The organism is Deinococcus arboris, from assembly GCF_009755355.1.
In the GTDB taxonomy this organism is placed as follows: domain Bacteria; phylum Deinococcota; class Deinococci; order Deinococcales; family Deinococcaceae; genus Deinococcus; species Deinococcus betulae.
Map to the genome: position 1 here is coordinate 1 of NZ_WQLB01000014.1, position 17,289 is coordinate 17,289.

Annotated in this window: 17 protein-coding genes and 1 pseudogene; 7 read left to right on the forward strand and 11 right to left on the reverse strand. The window is 66.1% G+C overall.

Annotated features, from left to right (window positions below):
• The first annotated feature begins 61 nt into the window (after positions 1-61).
• Positions 62-848 (forward strand): annotated as a pseudogene (locus GO986_RS11430) (IS5 family transposase).
• 105 nt (positions 849-953) lie between these two features.
• Positions 954-1,220, forward strand: a complete 267-nt coding sequence (locus tag GO986_RS11435) for a hypothetical protein (RefSeq protein ID WP_157459437.1) — start codon at positions 954-956, stop codon at positions 1,218-1,220.
• A gap of 319 nt (positions 1,221-1,539) precedes the next feature.
• On the opposite strand, the gene GO986_RS11440 is transcribed toward GO986_RS11435, so the two are convergent.
• The 3 genes from GO986_RS11440 to GO986_RS11450 all read right to left on the reverse strand — a co-directional run bounded on the left by GO986_RS11440 (position 1,540) and on the right by GO986_RS11450 (position 4,179).
• Positions 1,540-3,066: a sensor domain-containing diguanylate cyclase gene (locus GO986_RS11440; protein WP_157459438.1), complete on the reverse strand. Its 1,527-nt coding sequence runs from the start codon at positions 3,064-3,066 to the stop codon at positions 1,540-1,542.
• A gap of 367 nt (positions 3,067-3,433) precedes the next feature.
• Positions 3,434-3,784: an RNHCP domain-containing protein gene (locus tag GO986_RS11445; RefSeq protein ID WP_157459439.1), complete on the reverse strand. Its 351-nt coding sequence runs from the start codon at positions 3,782-3,784 to the stop codon at positions 3,434-3,436.
• Positions 3,781-4,179: a hypothetical protein gene (locus GO986_RS11450; RefSeq protein WP_369409325.1), complete on the reverse strand. Its 399-nt coding sequence runs from the start codon at positions 4,177-4,179 to the stop codon at positions 3,781-3,783. Before GO986_RS11450 ends, GO986_RS11445 begins: the two co-directional genes overlap by 4 nt.
• A gap of 467 nt (positions 4,180-4,646) precedes the next feature.
• Between GO986_RS11450 and GO986_RS11455 the strand changes: the two genes are divergently transcribed.
• The gene (locus GO986_RS11455; protein WP_157459440.1) at positions 4,647-5,309 is read left to right on the forward strand and encodes an MOSC domain-containing protein; all 663 of its coding nucleotides are present in this window, start codon (positions 4,647-4,649) and stop codon (positions 5,307-5,309) included.
• 59 nt (positions 5,310-5,368) lie between these two features.
• Here the strand turns inward: GO986_RS11455 and msrA are convergent, their stop codons facing one another.
• Together msrA and GO986_RS11465 are read right to left on the reverse strand one after the other, a co-directional pair.
• On the reverse strand, positions 5,369-5,926 hold the full coding sequence (msrA, locus tag GO986_RS11460) for a peptide-methionine (S)-S-oxide reductase MsrA (RefSeq protein WP_198170616.1): 558 nt from the start codon (positions 5,924-5,926) through the stop codon (positions 5,369-5,371).
• A 349-nt stretch (positions 5,927-6,275) separates the two neighbouring features.
• Positions 6,276-7,028 (reverse strand): TSUP family transporter, encoded by a 753-nt coding sequence (locus tag GO986_RS11465; protein ID WP_369409326.1) that lies wholly within the window; start codon positions 7,026-7,028, stop codon positions 6,276-6,278.
• Positions 7,029-7,086: 58 nt separating this feature from the next.
• On the opposite strand from GO986_RS11465, the gene GO986_RS11470 reads away from it, so the two are divergent.
• The 3 genes from GO986_RS11470 to GO986_RS11480 all read left to right on the forward strand — a co-directional run bounded on the left by GO986_RS11470 (position 7,087) and on the right by GO986_RS11480 (position 10,848).
• Positions 7,087-8,202 (forward strand): prephenate dehydrogenase/arogenate dehydrogenase family protein, encoded by a 1,116-nt coding sequence (locus GO986_RS11470; RefSeq protein WP_157459443.1) that lies wholly within the window; start codon positions 7,087-7,089, stop codon positions 8,200-8,202.
• A 139-nt stretch (positions 8,203-8,341) separates the two neighbouring features.
• Positions 8,342-9,508, forward strand: a complete 1,167-nt coding sequence (locus GO986_RS11475; RefSeq protein ID WP_157459444.1) for an acyltransferase — start codon at positions 8,342-8,344, stop codon at positions 9,506-9,508.
• A gap of 473 nt (positions 9,509-9,981) precedes the next feature.
• Entirely contained in the window at positions 9,982-10,848 is an 867-nt protein-coding gene (locus GO986_RS11480) for an alpha/beta hydrolase family protein (RefSeq protein WP_369409327.1), read from the forward strand.
• A gap of 9 nt (positions 10,849-10,857) precedes the next feature.
• Here the strand turns inward: GO986_RS11480 and GO986_RS11485 are convergent, their stop codons facing one another.
• The 6 genes from GO986_RS11485 to GO986_RS22925 form a co-directional block, all read right to left on the reverse strand.
• Positions 10,858-11,349 carry a hypothetical protein gene (locus GO986_RS11485; protein WP_157459445.1) on the reverse strand — a complete coding sequence of 164 codons (492 nt, stop codon included), beginning with the start codon at positions 11,347-11,349 and terminating at the stop codon, positions 10,858-10,860.
• Positions 11,350-11,445: 96 nt separating this feature from the next.
• Complete coding sequence (locus GO986_RS11490; RefSeq protein WP_157459446.1) at positions 11,446-12,978, reverse strand: B12-binding domain-containing radical SAM protein; 1,533 nt, start codon at positions 12,976-12,978, stop codon at positions 11,446-11,448.
• 394 nt (positions 12,979-13,372) lie between these two features.
• Positions 13,373-13,768 (reverse strand): hypothetical protein, encoded by a 396-nt coding sequence (locus GO986_RS11495; RefSeq protein ID WP_198170618.1) that lies wholly within the window; start codon positions 13,766-13,768, stop codon positions 13,373-13,375.
• A 10-nt stretch (positions 13,769-13,778) separates the two neighbouring features.
• The gene (locus tag GO986_RS11500) at positions 13,779-14,267 is read right to left on the reverse strand and encodes a Panacea domain-containing protein (protein ID WP_157459447.1); all 489 of its coding nucleotides are present in this window, start codon (positions 14,265-14,267) and stop codon (positions 13,779-13,781) included.
• Positions 14,268-14,424: 157 nt separating this feature from the next.
• Positions 14,425-15,183, reverse strand: coding sequence for a class I SAM-dependent methyltransferase (locus GO986_RS11505; RefSeq protein WP_157459448.1), 759 nt, complete (start codon positions 15,181-15,183; stop codon positions 14,425-14,427).
• Complete coding sequence (locus GO986_RS22925; protein WP_369409328.1) at positions 15,180-15,512, reverse strand: hypothetical protein; 333 nt, start codon at positions 15,510-15,512, stop codon at positions 15,180-15,182. Before GO986_RS22925 ends, GO986_RS11505 begins: the two co-directional genes overlap by 4 nt.
• 144 nt (positions 15,513-15,656) lie before the next feature.
• Here GO986_RS22925 and GO986_RS11515 point away from each other — a divergent pair, with 144 nt between their 5' ends.
• Positions 15,657-17,201 (forward strand): L-aspartate oxidase, encoded by a 1,545-nt coding sequence (locus GO986_RS11515; RefSeq protein WP_369409329.1) that lies wholly within the window; start codon positions 15,657-15,659, stop codon positions 17,199-17,201.
• Positions 17,202-17,289: the final 88 nt, after the last annotated feature.

The window sequence follows — 17,289 nt, forward strand, 5'->3', positions numbered from 1 at the left end:
AGGGTGCCAAGCACAGGTTTGAAGTTCGCGGTAGCGACTTCGTAACGAGCAGAATGGGTCGGTGACGCGCCGAAGGTACCCGAGTGACGTCGATGACGACACGTATTTCTTTCTGCTCCCATATCTGCTGCTCAGTCCTGAAGACGCCAGACAACGGAAATATTCCATCCGAGACGTATTGAACGCTCTACTTTGGGTCGCGCGCACGGGGGCACAGTGGGCGTATTTGCCTCATGACTTTCCCCCGGCAGAGACGGTGCGCCAACAGGCGCACCGCTGGTTTGTGGCCGAGTGTTTTCAGAGCGCGGCACATGATTTGCGGTTGCTGTCCCGCGTGGAGAAGAGCCGGCATGGTGAGCCAACGGCGATCATCATCGACAGTCGTACACTCCAGAGCACACCAGAGAGCGGCCACCGTGCCGGCTTTGACGGCGCGAAGAAGCGCAGGGGCACCAAAGTCCATCTGGCCGTCGACACCCTAGGGCACGTCCTGGCGGTGCTCACCACACCGGCCAATGAGCAAGACCGAGCACAGGTCTTTGACCTGTGCCTAGACGTGCAGGAAGCTACAGGTGTGACGGTCCAAGTCGCCTTCGCCGATCAGCACCCAGACCGCTTTTGATGCCACCCAGGCCGGGGTTGAATTGATCGTCGTCAAGCGCCCCGAAGCCATCAAGGGGTTCGTCCTGTTGCCCAAACGCTGGGTCGTGGAGCGCTCACTGGCGTGGTTGTCGCGCTTCAGACGCCTCGGACGTGATCTGGAACGCTTGCCCACCACCCTGGTCGGCTTCCACGTCCTCGCCGCCTGCGTTCTGCTCTGCAACAACTTGAAGCCTCTTTTTGCCTAGCGTTCTTGGCACCCTCTAAGCTACTCAAGGTATTGGGAGAGCAATCGCATGTCCCTGATCCATTAGCACGGACATACGTCAGCCGGGCGTGATAGGACGAAGGGCATGACGCCCGAACCCAGCCGCCCACTGCAAAGATGGCACTTGTCCTTGCTGATCGCCGCCTTGGGTGCCTACCTCATGGACTGGTTCTTGATTCCCGGTGGGCAGGAGTGGCGAGGAGCCAATTACGCCTTTGAGCTGCTGAAGCTCGCATTAATCGGCGGGTGGCTATACGTTTCCTATCCACGCCGCTGGTTCCTAATCACCCTTGCGGTGGTGTGGGCCGCCATAGGCCTCATTACCTGGCCTCGGAACTTCAACGCGCAGTAATGCTCACACAAGAAATTACTCCGCCCCCCCTCCAAAAATGCTGGGGCCCTAGTTGCAAGAGACGCACTTCTTCAGAAAATTTCAGCTCTCAGGGATTGCCTTTTCCGTTTCGCTTTCTCTCTGCATCCCAAACCTTGTTGGGCGTTCTTATATGAGCGAGATATGCGCGACTCAGATGAGGTCTGGAGGCATACCAGTCTCTGTGAGGCCACCAGGCAAGCCACTCAGCGGGACTGCACCTTTTAGCCCAGGGTAGAGACATATCAGAGCGACGGGCATCTCCCCATCCCAGCGACCCACCAGAGTGAGGAGAGGCTTTTCACTCCACCGCCGCAGACGCGGCCCGCTGACGGCGGCGCTTGACGGCATACATACGCTCATCGGCCAGAGCAAGGAGCGCCGCCACATGCCCCGCTTCAGCTGACTGCACGACCCCGGTACTGGCTCCAGTGCGCTGCACAGCAACCGCCTGCGCAGCACTCATGGCCAGGTCGATGTGTTCAAGCAGGTCGTCTTCCGTGCACTGAGGCAGCAGCACGGCAAATTCATCGCCCCCGAGCCGGTAGGCCGCCGCACTCTCATCCAATTCGGCGTCCAGCGCCTGACCAAAGACTTGCAGCAGCTTGTCGCCCTGGGCATGACCCTCGCTGTCATTAACAGCCTTCAGGCCATCGAGGTCAATCAGGGCCAGCGTAAACGGGTCGCCCGTGGCCACACGCCCGACCAACTCCTCATCAAAAGCCCGGCGGTTCAGCAGGCCAGTCAGGGGGTCCTGCCGCGCCTGCTGCTGCGCCTGTTCCAGCACCGCGTGCCGCTGCAAAGCGTGCCGGATGGTCCGTCCCGCTGCTTCCAGCAAGGTGCGGTCACCCGAACGCCAATCCTCCAAGGCGTGCCCTCTCAGTCGGGCGGCCACCAAGAGCGTGGGCTGGTCACCCGCGTCACCTAGCGGCAGCCACGCTACCTGCGTGACGCCAGCCGCCACGATGTGCGGGTGGGCCTGAGGATGGGCCGCGTACTGACTCAGGTAGACCGGCTGCTGGAGATCACGAAGGGTATGGACTACGCCCTTCAGGCTGGGCAATTGGTCCGTCAGGGCTAGCAACTCCGGCGATTGCAGAGAAGGCGCATGGGCGACCTGCACTGCAAAGCCCTCCTCCTGCCAGGTCAACAGCGCCGTGTAATCGGCCTCAATGGCTTCACTGATCAGGGCGGCAGCCGTCAGAGTGGCCTGATCGGGGTCAAGCTCAAGGTCCATCAGGCTGCTGACACCTTCCAGAATGCGCGCCTGCTCCAGGGTGCGCCGCAGTTCTGCGGCTTGCTGCCGCTGCGCGCCGGCCTCCTGCTGGGCTTCCAGCGATTGCCGGCGCAGTTCCAGCACCCTCATGGCCAAGACGGCCAGGTCTTGCAGGGCCTGAAGGTCTGCCGTGCCCAGAGGATGCGGCTGGTCGTCGGTGACGCACAGCGTGCCGATGCGGTGCCCAGCGGGGGTAATCAGAGGCGCCCCCGCGTACATATAGATGTGCGGATCGCCCGTGACCATCGGGTTCTGCTGAAAACGGGGGTCGGTCCTGGCGTCCGGCACCACCAGGGGCGAGTCGTCCAGAATGGTCCAGGCACAGAACGAGTCTTTGCGGGGCGCCGTCGTGTCGCCCAGTCCAAACGCCGACTTGCCCCACTGGCGGTGCTGGTCAACCAGGTTCAGCACTGCCACCGGAACATTGAGCACCCGCGCCGCCAACCGGGTAATCCGGTCAAAGTCTTCTTCTGGCACTGTATCTAGAATCTGATAGCGGGCCAGGTCCAGAAGCCGGCGGTACTCATCAGAGGGGAGGGGCGCAGCTGTCATGTCTTTCACCATACGGAGGGAATCTGACCGCAGCTGTACAGGACCAAACATTTAGGACGGCCTCTGGCAGGACTTTTGTTCGTACGGTCAGCAAAGCAGGACTGCAGGAGCAAAACCTGCGAAGAGACGCCCGCACAGCGAGAGCTTCGCAAGCTGATCACGAACGGAACCATTAGGTACGACGCTTGTGCTGAAGTGATAGGGCTGCCACTTCACTGTTGTGGATGCCTGTCGTCATTCATATAGCAGAGCTTTGGGTTCGCCGGATTCTGAGTCTTCCCTCCTCTCTGTGAAACACCGGCCCAGACGGTGGGGGAGGTCGTGCCCCAATTTCTCACTTCCTCAGATTGCTGGCAGCCGCTGCTCTTTAGCGCCCCTGCTCTGTGCGGGCGCTTAAGGCCACGATGGCGTCCCAGCTGTCTGGCTGTTCGGGGTCGTCCAGCGCGGCGCGGTTGCGGCCCTGAAAGCCGCAGGTCTGGCAGCGGTGAACCAGCACCCAGCCCTTCTTGCCGCTCTGTTCCACCCCCACGGGGGCCATCAGGCCGTGACACTCGCAGGCGCGGTCGCCGGGCAAGACATCCACATGCTTGCTGTGCAGGCAGTGGGGGCAGTGGTTTCGCACGCTGCCGTTGCGTAGCGGTAACACCTGGGCGCCGCAGTAACCGCAGGCGAAGGCGTTGTTGGTGCCCTGCACGGTAAAACGCCGCTCACCGCTCATAGGCGCCGCCCAGAGCGCGCGGCCCAGCGGCTGTCCAGAAAGGCGCGGATGCTGGCCGTGCCCACCAGCGCAGTGGCCAGCACCAGATACCCCAGCCCCACCCCACTGATGACCCAGGTGCCCGACAGCATGCCCAGGATGAACACCAGAAAGCCGGCCACCATGCCGAAACTAACCGTCAGGCGCCAGGCCCAGATGCTGCCGCGCCAGACCATCCCCAGCAAAAAGGCGGTGGCGCAGGCGTACAGCACCTGCCTCTCTACGCCGGTCGCCTGGCCCTGCACCAGCCCCGCCAGCAGCGGCAGACTGGTCAGCATGAACAGGCCCCACAGGACGGCCAGGGTTAGGGGGCGGCCCGCCGCGACCAGTGGAGAAGGCGAAAGAGGAGGGGTCACAGCCGGTATTTCAGCACATGGGCGCGGCGCGGGCGAGGACAGGAATCACACTGGAGCGAGGAGGCTGGAAAGTAGCCAACCCCTGTAGCCCTTCCTCGTGCGGGCGAAGCTTTCAATCTCGGCTCCCGCAGTCAAGTCCACTTTGGCCCCACGATGTGCCACAACATTTCCATTCAATCGACCTGGCATAGCCTCGCAGGAAAGCGAAATAGGTTCAGGGCATGGAGCTGGCCAAGCAGCAACCTTCTGGCGTGTGGGTGTCACAGACTAAAGGACTGCTAGACGCCCATTTCTAGCAGTCCCCTCCGGTCCTCAGCGGCCCTACACCTGAGAGAAGGCAGGTGCCAGCATCAGATCTTTCTCCCCGGCAACATGAGGCACTAGGGTCCCAGGCGCCGCACGCAGCCTCTGGCGCCCAGCCAACTCCTGCCACCCTCTTCTTTCACCAAATGCTCTAGGCTGCAGCCATGAGTGAATTGAGGGTGACGGCCGTGTGTGTGGGACAGCCAACGGCCCTGAAAGTGGGCGGCCGGGCCACCATCACGGGCATCGACAAGCACCCACTGCCGGGCCACGTGGCGGTCCGGCAAGCAGGGCTGGACGGCGACCACGTGCTGAACCGCAAACACCACGGCGGCCCCGATCAGGCGGTGTACGCCTACACCCAGACGGATTACGCGGCCTGGGCAGCCGAGCTGTCTCCCCCGCCCCGCCCCGGCCTGTTTGGCGAGAACCTGACCCTGAGTGGCCTGGCCTCCGCCGAGCTGCGCGTAGGTGACCGCCTGACGCTGCACGGCACAGGCGGCGACGCCGTGCTAGAAGTCACCGCGCCGCGCATTCCCTGCGGCACGCTCGCGGCCCATGTGCGCGAGGGCTCATTCGTCAAACGATTTGCCAGGATGCGCCGCCCCGGCCTGTACCTGCGCGTCCTGCAGGAAGGCACTGTAGGCGCCGGTGACGCCGTGACCTATACCCCTGGCGACCCCGCCGCGCCGACCATTGGCGAGCTGTTCGACCTGTATGTGGGGGACCGGGACACCGCACGCGACACTCTAGAAACCTGGCTGACCTTCCCGGTCGCCGTACGGACCCGGCGCGACCTTGAAAGTCGGCTGAGCAAACTCGGTTAACCCTGCTGGACACGATAAAGCGCGCCAGAAGATAACTCTGGCGCGCTCCCTCTATCCACTTAGGCCCGCAAACGGTCAGCGTAATACTGGCGCATCTTGGCGACTTTGGGCGCAATCACAGCCGCGCAGTAGGGCTGGCGCGGGTTATTGGCGTAGTAGTCCTGGTGGTAGTCCTCGGCCACGAAGAACTCGCTGGCGGGCTCGACGGTGGTGACAATCGGCTGGCCGAAGACGTTCTGCGCGGTCAGGTCGGCAATCACCTCGCGGGTCTGGGCTTCTTGCTCGGGGGTCTGGGGAAACACGGCGCTGCGGTACTGGGTGCCCGTGTCCGCGCCCTGCCGATTGAGGGTTGTGGGGTCATGGGTGGCAAAAAAGAGGCCCAGCAGGTCCTTATAGCTGACCTGTGCCGGGTCAAAGGTCACGCGCACGGCCTCAGCGTGGCCCGTCTGGCCGCTGCACACGCTGCGGTAATCAGGGTTAGGCGTGTGACCGCCGATGTAGCCGCTTTCAATCTTCTGCACGCCGCGCACGTCTTTGAGCACAGCTTCGGTACACCAGAAGCAGCCTCCAGCAAGAATGGCCTGTTGCGTCTGGGAGTGGGTGGTCGGGTTGGTCATGGGGAGCATGATGCCGCGCGGGCCTGCACACGACGGGAAGCAGGGGCACGGTCTAAACGCCAGGTCAAGGTGAAGAGAAGAGGGGTCATGCTCGCCGCCCTTGCCGTGCGTCCGAGGTCGAAGGCAAAAGGCATGGTGAGATCAAGGCAGCATCTTCATTGGTGCTGACCTACTGAACACACCTGGAGTCTTTATACAAACTCCGATTGAATCGAACAGCATGCAGGATGGTATCCGAGCAGACTTGGCAAGCTGCGCCGTAGGCTTGAAGAGCTTCGTAGAAGAGCAAGGAGGCGAGGGGACGGACTGCCGCTCTCCTTCGCTGTGCCGTCATGAAGCGGAATCCGTCCTATCGCCCAAAAAACAGCCGGGCGGCCACCAGGACCACGATGATGCCGTACATCCACTTCACGAAGGCGCTGCCGCGCAACATGGCCATGCGCGCACCCACATAGGCGCCCAGGGCGTTGGCGGCGCCCATCGGCAGGCCAATCCACCAGACCATCTGCCCACCCACCAGAAACAGGAAAAAGGCACCCAGGTTGGTGGCAAAATTCAGGGTACGCGCGTTGCCGCTGGAGCGCACGAGGTTAAAACCAGCCAGCGAGAACAGAAACATGGCAAAGGTGCCGGTGCCGGGACCCAGAAAGCCGTCATAGAGACCAATCACCAGCGTGCCCGGCAGGGTCAGGGCCAGGGTCCGGGCGGTCAGGCCGGGGTAGCGGTCTTCCAGGCCAAAGCGCTTGTTGGCCAGCACCAGGGCGCCGACCCCCAGGATGACCACGCCCACCAGCGTACGGAACACCGCCGGGTCCACAAAACGCACCAGAAAGGCGCCCAGCGCGCTGCCAAGGAGGGCCAGCGGAATCAGCCGCAGCACCAGAGGCCGCTCGACATGTCCGCCTTTCCAGTACTGCCAGGTGGCGCTGCCAGACCCAAAAATAGCCAGCAGCTTGTTGGTGGCGACCACCTGCGCGGGGCTGAGGCCCATCAGGAAAAGGGTGGGCAGCGTGATGGTGCCGCCGCCGCCAGCCACTGCGTCCAGAAAACCGGCGAGAAAGGCCAGAGGCAGGCCGTAAAGCAGCACTTCGGGACCAGGCACGCCGGGCACTGTAGCGCGGGTGGGCGCCAGCGGAAGGGGCCGTGCTAGCCTCGCCCCCATGACTGCCCGCCCAGACCGCGCCGCCCCCCCTGCCCCGCCCCTGTTTGACACCGCTGTGGTGGCGGGCGTGGGCCTGATTGGCGGCAGCGTGGCGCTGGGACTGCGTCAGCGGCTGCTGGCGCGGCGGGTGATTGGCCTGGACGCCAGCATGGACGTGCTGCGTGAGGCCGAGGCGCTGGGCGTGGTGGACGAGGTGCGGGCCGCACCGGGCGAGTGGCTGCGCGGGGCCGACCTGGTGGTGCTGGCCGCCCCTATGCGCGCCCTGGCCCCTCTGGCCGCCGACCTGGCCCCCTACCTGAATCCAGCCGCGCTGGTTACCGACGTGGGCAGCGTGAAGGCCGGAATTGCCGCCGAGATGGAGCGTCTGGGCGTGCGGGGCTTCGTGGCCGGGCACCCGATGGCGGGCAGCGAGCGCGGCGGGGTGACACACGCCCGCGCCGCGCTGCTAGAAAACGCCGTGTGGGTGCTGACCCCCACCGACCACACCCCCCTGACCGCCCTGAGCCGCGCCCGCACGCTGGTCGAGGAACTGGGCGCCGCCCCCATGGTCATGCCGCCTGACGCCCACGACGCGCTGGTGGCGACGGTCAGTCACCTGCCCTACCTGGCCAGCCTGGCCCTGACGCATATGGTGGCGCGCGACGAACGCCTGAGCCTGCTGGCGGCCGGCGGCTTCCGTGACCTGACGCGCGTGGCCAGCGGCGACCCCCGCATGAGCCGCGATATGGTGGTGGAAAACCGCGCGGCCCTCAAGGACGCCCTGGGCCGCTTCCGTCGGCAACTTGAGCGCCTGGAAGCCGACCTTGACGAACCCGAGGAACTGCTGGCCGCCGCCGCCGAAGGCAAACGCACCCGTGACAGCCTGCCGGTGGTGCGCCGCAGCCTGCTGCCCCAGCGCCATGACCTCGTGGTGGCAGTGCCCGACCGTCCCAACCAGATTGGCGCCGTGACGCAGGCCCTGGGCGCGGCGGGGGTGAATATCAAGGACATTGAGGTGCTGGCCATCCGTGAGGACGGCGGCGCTATCCGCCTGGGCTTAGAGAGCCCTGACGACGTGACGCACGCGGCCAGCATCCTGAATGCGGCGGGTTTTGAGGTACGGGGCCGGGGCTGAGCACCCAGGGCCTTGGAGGCAGAGGGCTGCCCCGCGCGCAGCGGCTGATGCAGGTCTCTGTCTCCACCCTCACACGGCGACAAAAGATGAGGCGCCCATTCACCCTGCCTGGCCCCCGACGCGGTAGCGTGAGGGGTTGATGGCTGACCCGCTCCCACTCTCCCCTCCTCCCAACGCGGCTTCTGTCCCCGTTCCTGACCCAGCCCCCTCGGATCAGGCGCCGGAGACGCCGCCGCTTGAGGCCAGGCCCGCACCAGCCACGCGCCTTTCAGCCATTGACCTGTTTCGCGGCCTGACCATTCTGGAAGTGGTGGGGCACCACACGAGCGGCGTGGCGCTGCGCTGGTTTCAGCCGGACACCGCCGCCCACCTAGCCGCGCTGCTGGTGAACCGCACCCTGCACTTTGCCGTGCCGGCCTTCGTGTTCCTGTCGGCGGTGGTGCTGACGCGCAGCCTGCTGAAAAAGTTCGAGCCGGGCCGGTACTTCTGGCGGCGCCTGACGCGCGGCGGCTGGCCATACCTGCTCTGGAGCGCGCTGTACATCGCCTGGTACGTCTGGACTGGCCAACGCGCGCCCGACACCCTGACCGACTGGGACCGCTGGCGCGACTGGCTCATGTACGGCAAGGCCAGCTATCACCTGTACTTCCTGCTGGTGGCGCTGGAAGTCTATTTGGTGCTGCCCCTGCTGCTGCCCCTGGCGAGGCGGCGGCCCAGCATCACGGCGGCGCTGCTGGCGGGACTGGCCCTGCAACTGGGGCTGTACTTTCTGAACCGTGAGGTGCTGCGCCTTCCCTTTCCGGCCAGCACGGTGCTGTGGTACATGCTGCCAGTGGTGCTGGGCATGGCCGTGGGCGCCCGCCTGGACGAGTTCACGGTCTGGTGGCAGCGGCGGCGCTGGACTCTGCTGCCCTTTCTGATCGGGGCCTATCTGGTGTACCTGCCCACCGCACTGGCTTACGCCCGGGGCGAGGCCGTCACGCCCGTGGTCTACAGCGGCCTGAGCTGGGTGTACACCAGCCTGACCGCCCTGACCCTGCTGGGGCTGGCCTACCGCCTGGCCCGCAGCACCCGCGTTCCCTGGCTGCGCACGGGGGTGGGCCTGCTGGGCACGGTGAGCCTTCAGGTCTACCTGATTCACCCAGCGCTGCTGCAGGCCCTGGAAAAATACATGCCGCCCGACGGCCCGCCCTGGCGCGTGGCGGTCACGGTGGCCGCCTACTTTGTGGTGGCGCTGGTCGTGCCCGCACTGCTGGGCCGCGCACTTCTGAACACACGCCTGGGCACGCTGCTGTTTGGCCGCTGAGCGGCAAGACATCTGATGCCTTGTGGCCGAAGACGCCCCTCAATTCCGTTGGGGCCGCCCACTTTTATAGACACTCACTTCGTTCGCCCCGGAGCAGTCGAGGAGCCCCTCAACCGTGTTGGCCTCCCCTCTGAGAACAAGCGTCAAAGGCGCTCGCTATGATTCTGGACCCGCGGCCTTGTGAGATCGAGTCAGAGGGCGAGTCGCTGCATTGAGCCGGCAGGCTTCGTGGAATAAATGGTGGAACTGTCCATCTTCACTCCACTGGAAGACCGCTGTGAACCAATCGCCTACCTCAGCGTGAGGAAGAACAGTGCCCGTTGGAGTCGCCTGGTAAGGCGTCGTCTTATAGCAACAGGGACTCCAAACATGGACTGGACCTGCTGGCACTTGCCCGATTTGTTGACATCCAGACTGCACCCGTCCAGCCTGTCACAGCCTCCGGTCAGCTTGAGACGCTACAGTGCCGCGAAGTGAAGCGTGCTGCCGTCCTCCTGTTCTCTGTGCTGTGCGCTGCCAGTGTTTCTGCGGGCGCCCTGACCCCACCCCCCCCGTCTCTGGATATTCCAGCCACCCCGCCCGCATGGGTGTCGCTGGGCGCCCCGGACGCGCCGTCATGGCTTCAGGCGCCGGCCACCTGCGCGGCGCGGCCCTGCTCGCTGGTGGTCGTGTCGCACCCGCGCGGCCAGAGCGCCGAGCGGCTGCGTGACAGCCCGCAGGTGGGCGTGCTCACCAGCACGCTGCTGCAGGGCGGCTTTGCGGTGCTCCTGAGCAGCGACGGCGGACCCGCCACCTGGGGCAGCCCAGCAGCCCTGAGCGAACTGGGGGCCACCCACGCGGCGGCCACGCGCCGCTTTGCCTGGAATGGCCGCACCTTCGCCCTGGGCCTGAGTATGGGCGGCCTGATGGCGCTGCGCAGCGCCCTGCCTGGCGCGCCCTATCCGGTGAGCGGCCTGGCCCTGATTGACGCCTGGGTGGACCTGGATCAGGCCTACGGAACGGCCGTAACGCGCCGCACCGAGATTCAGACGGCCTACACAGTCAGCGGCGCCCTGCCAGCGGCCCTGAATCCGCTGGTGGCCGCCCAGACGGCGCCGCGCCAGCCCCTCCTGACGGTGTTTAGCGAGGAAGACCAGACCGTACCCCACGCCACTAACAGCGCGCGGCTGTTCGAGGTCTTTGGGCGGCACCCCGACAGTGTGCAACTGCGTGTCAGCGGCGCTCACCTGGGCGGGAACCGCTTTACGCCAGAACTGGGTGCCCACCTGGCGGCCTTCTTTGGACGCCTGGAAGCCCGAACCCCGGCGCCGACCGAAGTGCCGATGCTGCGCTCCAGGTAATCAGGGGCGCTACCTCACCCAAAGATTGGCGGTGTTAGACACTATGGCTGGCAGATCTAACGCCCGACCAGAAGCGGTGTCAATGAGAACGATCTGCACCAACAGCAGGTATTTCCCCGGTGGCAGCCCGGCCTCTCGAATGGGTGACAGCGGACTCTTGAACGTCTGCCAGGTGCCGCGCGCGGTGTTTACACTCAGCCCTACATCAGCACAGAAAGTCTGTTGGTTGGGGTACATCATCAGCGCCCTGCCCTGCCGGTCAAAGACGGTGTAGCGCACCTGGCAGATGCCGGTGAGCAAGAACCGGCCTGGGCTTTCCAGGCCTTTGACCTTAACGGTCAGGAGGGAGTCCTGGGCGCCAGGCTCCACGACACCAGGAATAAACACCTGCACCAGCGCAGGCCGGTTGGCCGTAGTGACCGCCTCCGCCTGACCACCGACCAGCAGCCCGCCAACCACGCCCATAAGGCTGAGGCGCTTCCAGACAGTCAGGGTTAGCACGGCTGCATTCTGCCGCCCCAAGGTGAGGAGACCGGACCAGCACCAAGAGCAGGCGGGCCCCTTTCACGCCGGTGCCCGCCCTCTTCTACTCTTTGTCTAAATCGCCAGGCCCTGCGCGTGGGCGCTGACCTCTTTACTCTCGTACTGCCCCGGCGGCAGGCCAATGGTGGGCATGTTCGCCTCGAACTCATCATTCCAGCCCACCTCAGCCAGCGCCTTTTTCCAGGCGCCGATACTCTCGCTGCGGTAAATCTGGTAGGCGGCCATCCCCACTTCGGGACCGCCGCGCGCAATCACGCTTTCGACCCAGGCCCATTTGGCCGACACGTTGCGCAGTTCGGCGGTGGTGCGCAGCTCCTTCTGAATGCGCTTCATGCGCTTTTCGATGGTCTGCACGCCTGCAAAGGGGTCGGCAAAGTGGGGCGTGTGGCGCTTGGGCACGAAGGGACTGATGCCCAGCGCAATCCGGTTGATGCCGGCCAGTTCCTTCGTGAACGAGATCAGCTCGGTAATGTCGTCGTCGGTTTCTGGTCCCAGGCCAATCATCATGTAGACCTTGATGCCCTTAAAGCCCAGGTTCCGGCTGATGTGCGCGGTCTTGAGCAGGTCCTCGGTGGTAATGCCCTTCTTCAGCCAGCGGCGCAGACGTTCACTGGGGGCGTCGCTGGCGACCGTGAAGGTGCGCAGGCCGCCCGCCTTGAGAATCTCGGCCAGTTCGGCGTCCACGGTATCGGCGCGGATGCTGGACACGCCCAGCTTGATGCCGCGCTCGGTCAGGGTGCGGCCCACGTACTTGGTGTGAGGGAAGTCCGACAAGGCCGCGCCCACCAGCCCCACCTTTTCGACCCAATCGGGAATGGTGTCCAGCAGTTCCTGAGCTTGGTTGTTGCGGTTGGGGCCGTACATGGTGCGGGCCAGGCAAAAGGTGCAGGGGCGCGGGCAGCCGCGCTGGGCTTCCACCAGAAACATGTTGCTCAGCTCGCTGTGCGGCGTGACAATCTGGCTGTAGGCCGGCAGCAGTTCCTTGGGCGCGGTGGCCCACTTGGGTTCATGGGCGTGCCGCGCCGGCAAGAAAACACCGGGCATTCCGTCCACGAGGTCGTAAAAGTCCTCGCGGGAGGTCGCTTCGCGCAGCGCCTCGCTGATGACCGGCACAATCTGTTCGCCGTCCCCGATGATGATGATGTCGGCAAATGGGGTCAGCGGGTAAGGGTTGGACGAGGTAAACGGCCCGCCAATCATGACCAGCGCGTCAGAATCGCTCCGTTCTTCACGCAGGGGCCGCAGGCCCGCCACATCCAGCGTGCGGATGATGTTGGTCAGGTCCAGCTCAAACGACACGCTCAGGGCGAAGAGTTCGCAGTCGCCAGCGTCGCGCCCGGTTTCGACGGTGGGCAGCGCCTGGCCAGTACGCTCGAAAGCCTCGACATCGTCAGGAAGAAAGGCGCGCTCGCAGGCCACCCCTTCTTCCTGATTGAACATGCGGTAGATGACCTGATAGCCCAAAGACGCCATCCCCACCGAGTACCGGTTGGGAAAGGCCAGCGTCACGCGGATGGGGGCCTGTTTAAAGAGGGTGCCGGTTTCGGCCTCCAGCAGGGGTTTAATTGCAGTGCGCCAGTAACTCAAAAGGCCTCCGGTGGGGCGTGGCCCGCGCCGGGAAGGAAGGCCGTGAAAAGCAGCGGAAGAAGCTGAACCTCAGGCGGCGGCGCGCGTCACAATCTGCGATTCTAACGGATTTTCGCCGCCCAACTGAAGCGCGGGTTACGCCGAAGCTGGGAGGCGCAGCGCAGCATGCCCCTCTAGAGAGCCGATTGATACGGCTTACAGCTGTCACGTCCACAAATCAGGATTGGTGTGACAACTGTCCGCCCGGAATCCGCCCTGCAAAGCGGCTCTCTTCTGAGGCACCGCTCTTCAAGGCCGCTCGGGATAACCTGCTCACACACGATGAGGCTGAGATTGGCCTACAGATACGCCCTTCATCCCATCCAGTACCTGCATGAACGGCCCACCACGGGGTCTAACTGGGCGGAGTCACCTGCGGATAGAGCCAGCGCAGGAAAACGAGGAAAAGGCCAATTACCGTGGCCGTGCTGGTGGTCAGAAAAGCGACGATCACCGTGCTGTCGAGCTTGAACGGACGCCCACCCAGCTCCCCCCAGCCGGCCGCCAGCGTCAGCACGATGTCGGCCGCCAGCCACCCCGCCGACAGCAGAAACACGATGGCCCCCACCCCCAGGCGTAGCCAACGCTGATCCACAGCCTCGCGGTACCGCAGTTCACGGGTGCGGCGTTCCAATTCGGCCTGGGTGGGCAGGTCGCGCCGCTCGGCTTCCAGGCTGTGCTGCACGGTGCGCGCAATGGTGGTGGCCGCTGGGCTCGGCGCGGAGTCAGTGGGCGGCGCAGGGTCGGTCACAGGGCAGGGTTCAGGCGCTGCGGGCCAGGGCCGTGTAGTACTCGCGCGTGACCTGATCAGGAATCAGGTCGGTGGGCTGGCCGTACACCTGAGACCACGGGCTACCGCTGCGGTGCGTCAGGCGAGAAAGTTCCAGACCGTCCATGCGGCCATACGCCTCCCAGACGCTACGAATCACGTCGCTGGCTTCGGGGTCGCCGCCCAGGTCTGGCTCGCCCGGCGCCACGGGCAGCGCCTCCTCAATGGGCCGGGTGCCGCGTTCGCCCCACAGCTGCCACAGCCGCCGCACCACCGGCCCACCCCGCCACGCATGCACCGTGTTGTACATGAGGGGCCGGCCCAGCAGCGCCAGGGTAAACCCGTGGGCGATAAAGACCAGCTTGTGTACCTGCATCTGGGTCAGGGCGCGGCCCTCCTGACGGGCCAGACTCAGAAAGGCGTTCGCCACCACCTCGGCGGCGTACCCGGTGCGCTGCGGATTGTCGATGGCGATGGTCATGGCCTGGGCCCTCCCTTCTGTCCTCAGCGTAACACAGCCGCTGCTGGCACGGCCGTTCTGGCTTTCTCTGAATCTCCAATTTCAGCCTTGGAAGGACGTACTCTTTGCCCTGTGTAGAGAAAGCCGTGGTCGCAAATCACTAGAGGCCGTGCCCAGCTTAGTCCAGGCGGCCCAGGTAGGCGTACGTGCGGTAGATCAGTGTGACCTCGCCAGCCTGCGCGTGTGCATCAAAGGCCGCGTCCAGGGCCGCCGTCAGGGCTGGAAAGTCAGGCGAGTCAGGGGCCGGCAGATAACTGACGCTGCCGGCCAGCGCGTGCAGGCGCTCCCGGGTCAGCGCATGGGCCTGCTCGAACACCTGGGTGTCAAAGCCGCCGGGCAGCAGCGCGGGCAGCCGGTCCTCGGGGACGCGGTTAGCGGTGTCGGGGGTGCCCGCCGCCAGAAAGGGGCGCACCACCGCGCCGTAGGCCGGGTTAAAGCCCTCTTCCAGCCCGCGCCAGTCATTCCAGACCAGCAGCACCTGCCCACCGGGCCGCAGCACACGCCGCCACTCCTGCACTGTCGGCACCGGGTCAAACCAGTGTGCGGCCTGGGCAGCCGTGATGAGTGCTACCGAGGCATCCGGTAGTCCCATCGCCTCGGAGGTACCGGCCTGCACGCGCAGGCGGCCCTCGGTCACCGCGTCCTCCAGGCTGGTCTGCAAGACAGCGCGCATCCCCGCGTTGGGTTCAATGGCCGTCACCGTGGCCCCGCCGGCCAAGAGCACGCGGGTAAACAGACCCGTACCGGCACCCAGGTCGGCCACCGGGCGGCGCAACAGGCCTGTGCCCCGCAGCCAGGCCCCCAGAGCCGCCGGGTAACCGGGGCGGCCCTGGGCGTAGGCGGCGGCGCGGCCATCGAAGCGGTCAGCGTGGCTCATGCGGAGGTCTCTGGCACGCGCGCAGCGGGGACAGACGCCGGGGCCACAGTGACCGCAGTCGGCGGCGGAGAGGGCCGGGTGACAGGGGCCACCCCCCGGCGCGCCGCAGGCAAGCGACCTGCCGGGCGCCACGCACTCGCCACGAAAAACACCAGGCCGGACAGCCCTCCGGCCACCAGCAGAAACCATAACAGGCGCCCCAGCACCCCCGCCGTGCCCACGATAAAGGCACCCAGGCCGGTCAGCAGTTGCCCCACCAACCACACGGCCGCCAGCGCCGTGACCGCCAGCAGCACCACCCCCGCCAGGGCCAGCAGCAGGCGGGTCACGCCGCGCACCCAGCCTGGGTGGCAAGAGGGGGGCAGGTCATGGGGCGCAGTCTAGCAGCGGGCCGCCCCTGCCTGACGGCCTGCACCGCTGCTTGCCGGCCAGTGACACCTCTGGCCGCTGGCCCTGCTTTACCCTGAACAGCTGTGAAGACGCTGGAAACCGAACTCTTGGTGGTGGGCGGCGGGGTGGCAGGGGCCTACGCCGCGCTGACAGCCCGCAGTTACGGTGCCGACGTGCTGCTGGCCTGCAAGGGCGCGCTGGTGGGCGGCTCGACCCGGTGGGCGCAGGGCGGTATTGCGGCGCCCCTGGGCCTGTACGACGAGGCCGCGCACGCCGCTGACACCATGACCGCCGGACGCGGCCTGTGCGAGCCGGAGACTGTCACGACCTTCGTCAAAGAGGCTCAGGCCCATGTGGACACCCTGCGTGACCTGGGTGTGAGCTTTTCGCCGCACCGCACGCTGGAAGGGGGGCACAGCCGCCCCCGCATCCGGCACACGGGCGACGCCACTGGCCACGCGGTTAGCCTGGCGCTCAGTCAGGCGCTGCGCGCTGGCCACGGCCCCGCCCTGAATCTCCAAGAAGGCGCCTTTGTGCAGAGCTTGCGGCAGGCGGGCGGCCGCGTCGTCGGCGCCGACCTGCTGACGCCACAGGGGCCGCTGCGCGTCCGGGCCGGCGCCGTGCTGCTGGCCACTGGCGGCTTTGGGCGCCTGTTCGGCGTGACCACGGCCCCGCCCGAAGGCACTGGCGACGGCCTGGGGCTGGCCTGGGCGGTCGGCGCGGCGCTGCGCGACCTGGAATTCGTGCAGTTTCACCCGACCGCCGTGGTGCGCGGCGACGAGGCCCGGCTGGTCACCGAGGCAGCGCGCGGCGAGGGCGGTCATCTGCTCAGTGCTTCCGGCGAGCGCTTTATGGCCCGCTATGACGAGGCGCTGGAACTGGCCCCGCGCGACGTGGTGGCCCGCGCCATCGCCGCCGAGCGCGCCGCGACGGGCGCCGTCTTCCTGGACCTGCGCCACCTGGGTGAGGCCTTTGTCCACGCGCGCTTTCCCACCGTCACGGGGGCGCTGCGGCCCTGGGGGCTGGATCTGGGCCGCGACCTCATTCCGGTGCAGCCCGCCGTGCATTACACGATGGGCGGCGTCCTGACCGACGTGCAGGGCCGCGCCAGCGTGCCGGGGCTGTATGCGGCGGGTGAAGTGGCTTCCAGCGGTCTGCACGGCGCCAACCGGCTGGCCAGCAACAGCCTCTCGGAGGGACTGGTGTTTGGCGCGCGCGCGGCCAGAGCGGCCCTGGCCGAACTGAAAACCCCGCACACCGAGGGAGAGGCTCCAGCCATGCCCACTGTCAACCCCTCGGCTTTGCCCCGCCTGCGCGCCGTGATGGACTCGGCCGCCGGCCTGCACCGCACCGCGCCGGGCCTGCAGCGGGCGCTGGACGCCTGGGGCTGGCCGGCCAGCCCCGAAACCACCCGCGCCAGTCTGGAGGCTGGTCACCTGGCGACCATCGGGGGCCTGCTGCTGCGCTCGGCCCTGGCCCGCCAGGAGTCGCGCGGCGGGCACCACCGCAGCGACTTCCCAGCCGAAGGACCCCCGCAGCACACGGTGGCGCAGCGCCGCCCTGACGGCTCGGTCAGCCTTGTACCGGTCCCGGTGCAAGCCACCGTCCTGGTGGGCCAGCAACCGTGACCCAGCGGCCGCCGTTCCCAAGTTCTGAACAGGCGCCGAACAAATGCGCTAGGGTTCAGCGCGTGATTTCCCGCACAAACTTTGCCCC

Bases quoted from the DNA above. Each gene is read 5' to 3' on its own strand.
- GO986_RS11505 (WP_157459448.1), bottom strand. From the start codon at position 15,183: ATGAGCCACGCTGACCGCTTCGATGGCCGCGCCGCCGCCTACGCCCAG.
- GO986_RS11475 (WP_157459444.1), top strand. From the start codon at position 8,342: ATGGCTGACCCGCTCCCACTCTCCCCTCCTCCCAACGCGGCTTCTGTC.
- GO986_RS11435 (WP_157459437.1), top strand. From the start codon at position 954: ATGACGCCCGAACCCAGCCGCCCACTGCAAAGATGGCACTTGTCCTTG.
- GO986_RS11445 (WP_157459439.1), bottom strand. From the start codon at position 3,784: ATGAGCGGTGAGCGGCGTTTTACCGTGCAGGGCACCAACAACGCCTTC.
- GO986_RS11455 (WP_157459440.1), top strand. From the start codon at position 4,647: ATGAGTGAATTGAGGGTGACGGCCGTGTGTGTGGGACAGCCAACGGCC.
- GO986_RS11470 (WP_157459443.1), top strand. From the start codon at position 7,087: ATGACTGCCCGCCCAGACCGCGCCGCCCCCCCTGCCCCGCCCCTGTTT.
- GO986_RS11440 (WP_157459438.1), bottom strand. From the start codon at position 3,066: ATGACAGCTGCGCCCCTCCCCTCTGATGAGTACCGCCGGCTTCTGGAC.
- GO986_RS11500 (WP_157459447.1), bottom strand. From the start codon at position 14,267: ATGACCATCGCCATCGACAATCCGCAGCGCACCGGGTACGCCGCCGAG.
- msrA (WP_198170616.1), bottom strand. From the start codon at position 5,926: ATGACCAACCCGACCACCCACTCCCAGACGCAACAGGCCATTCTTGCT.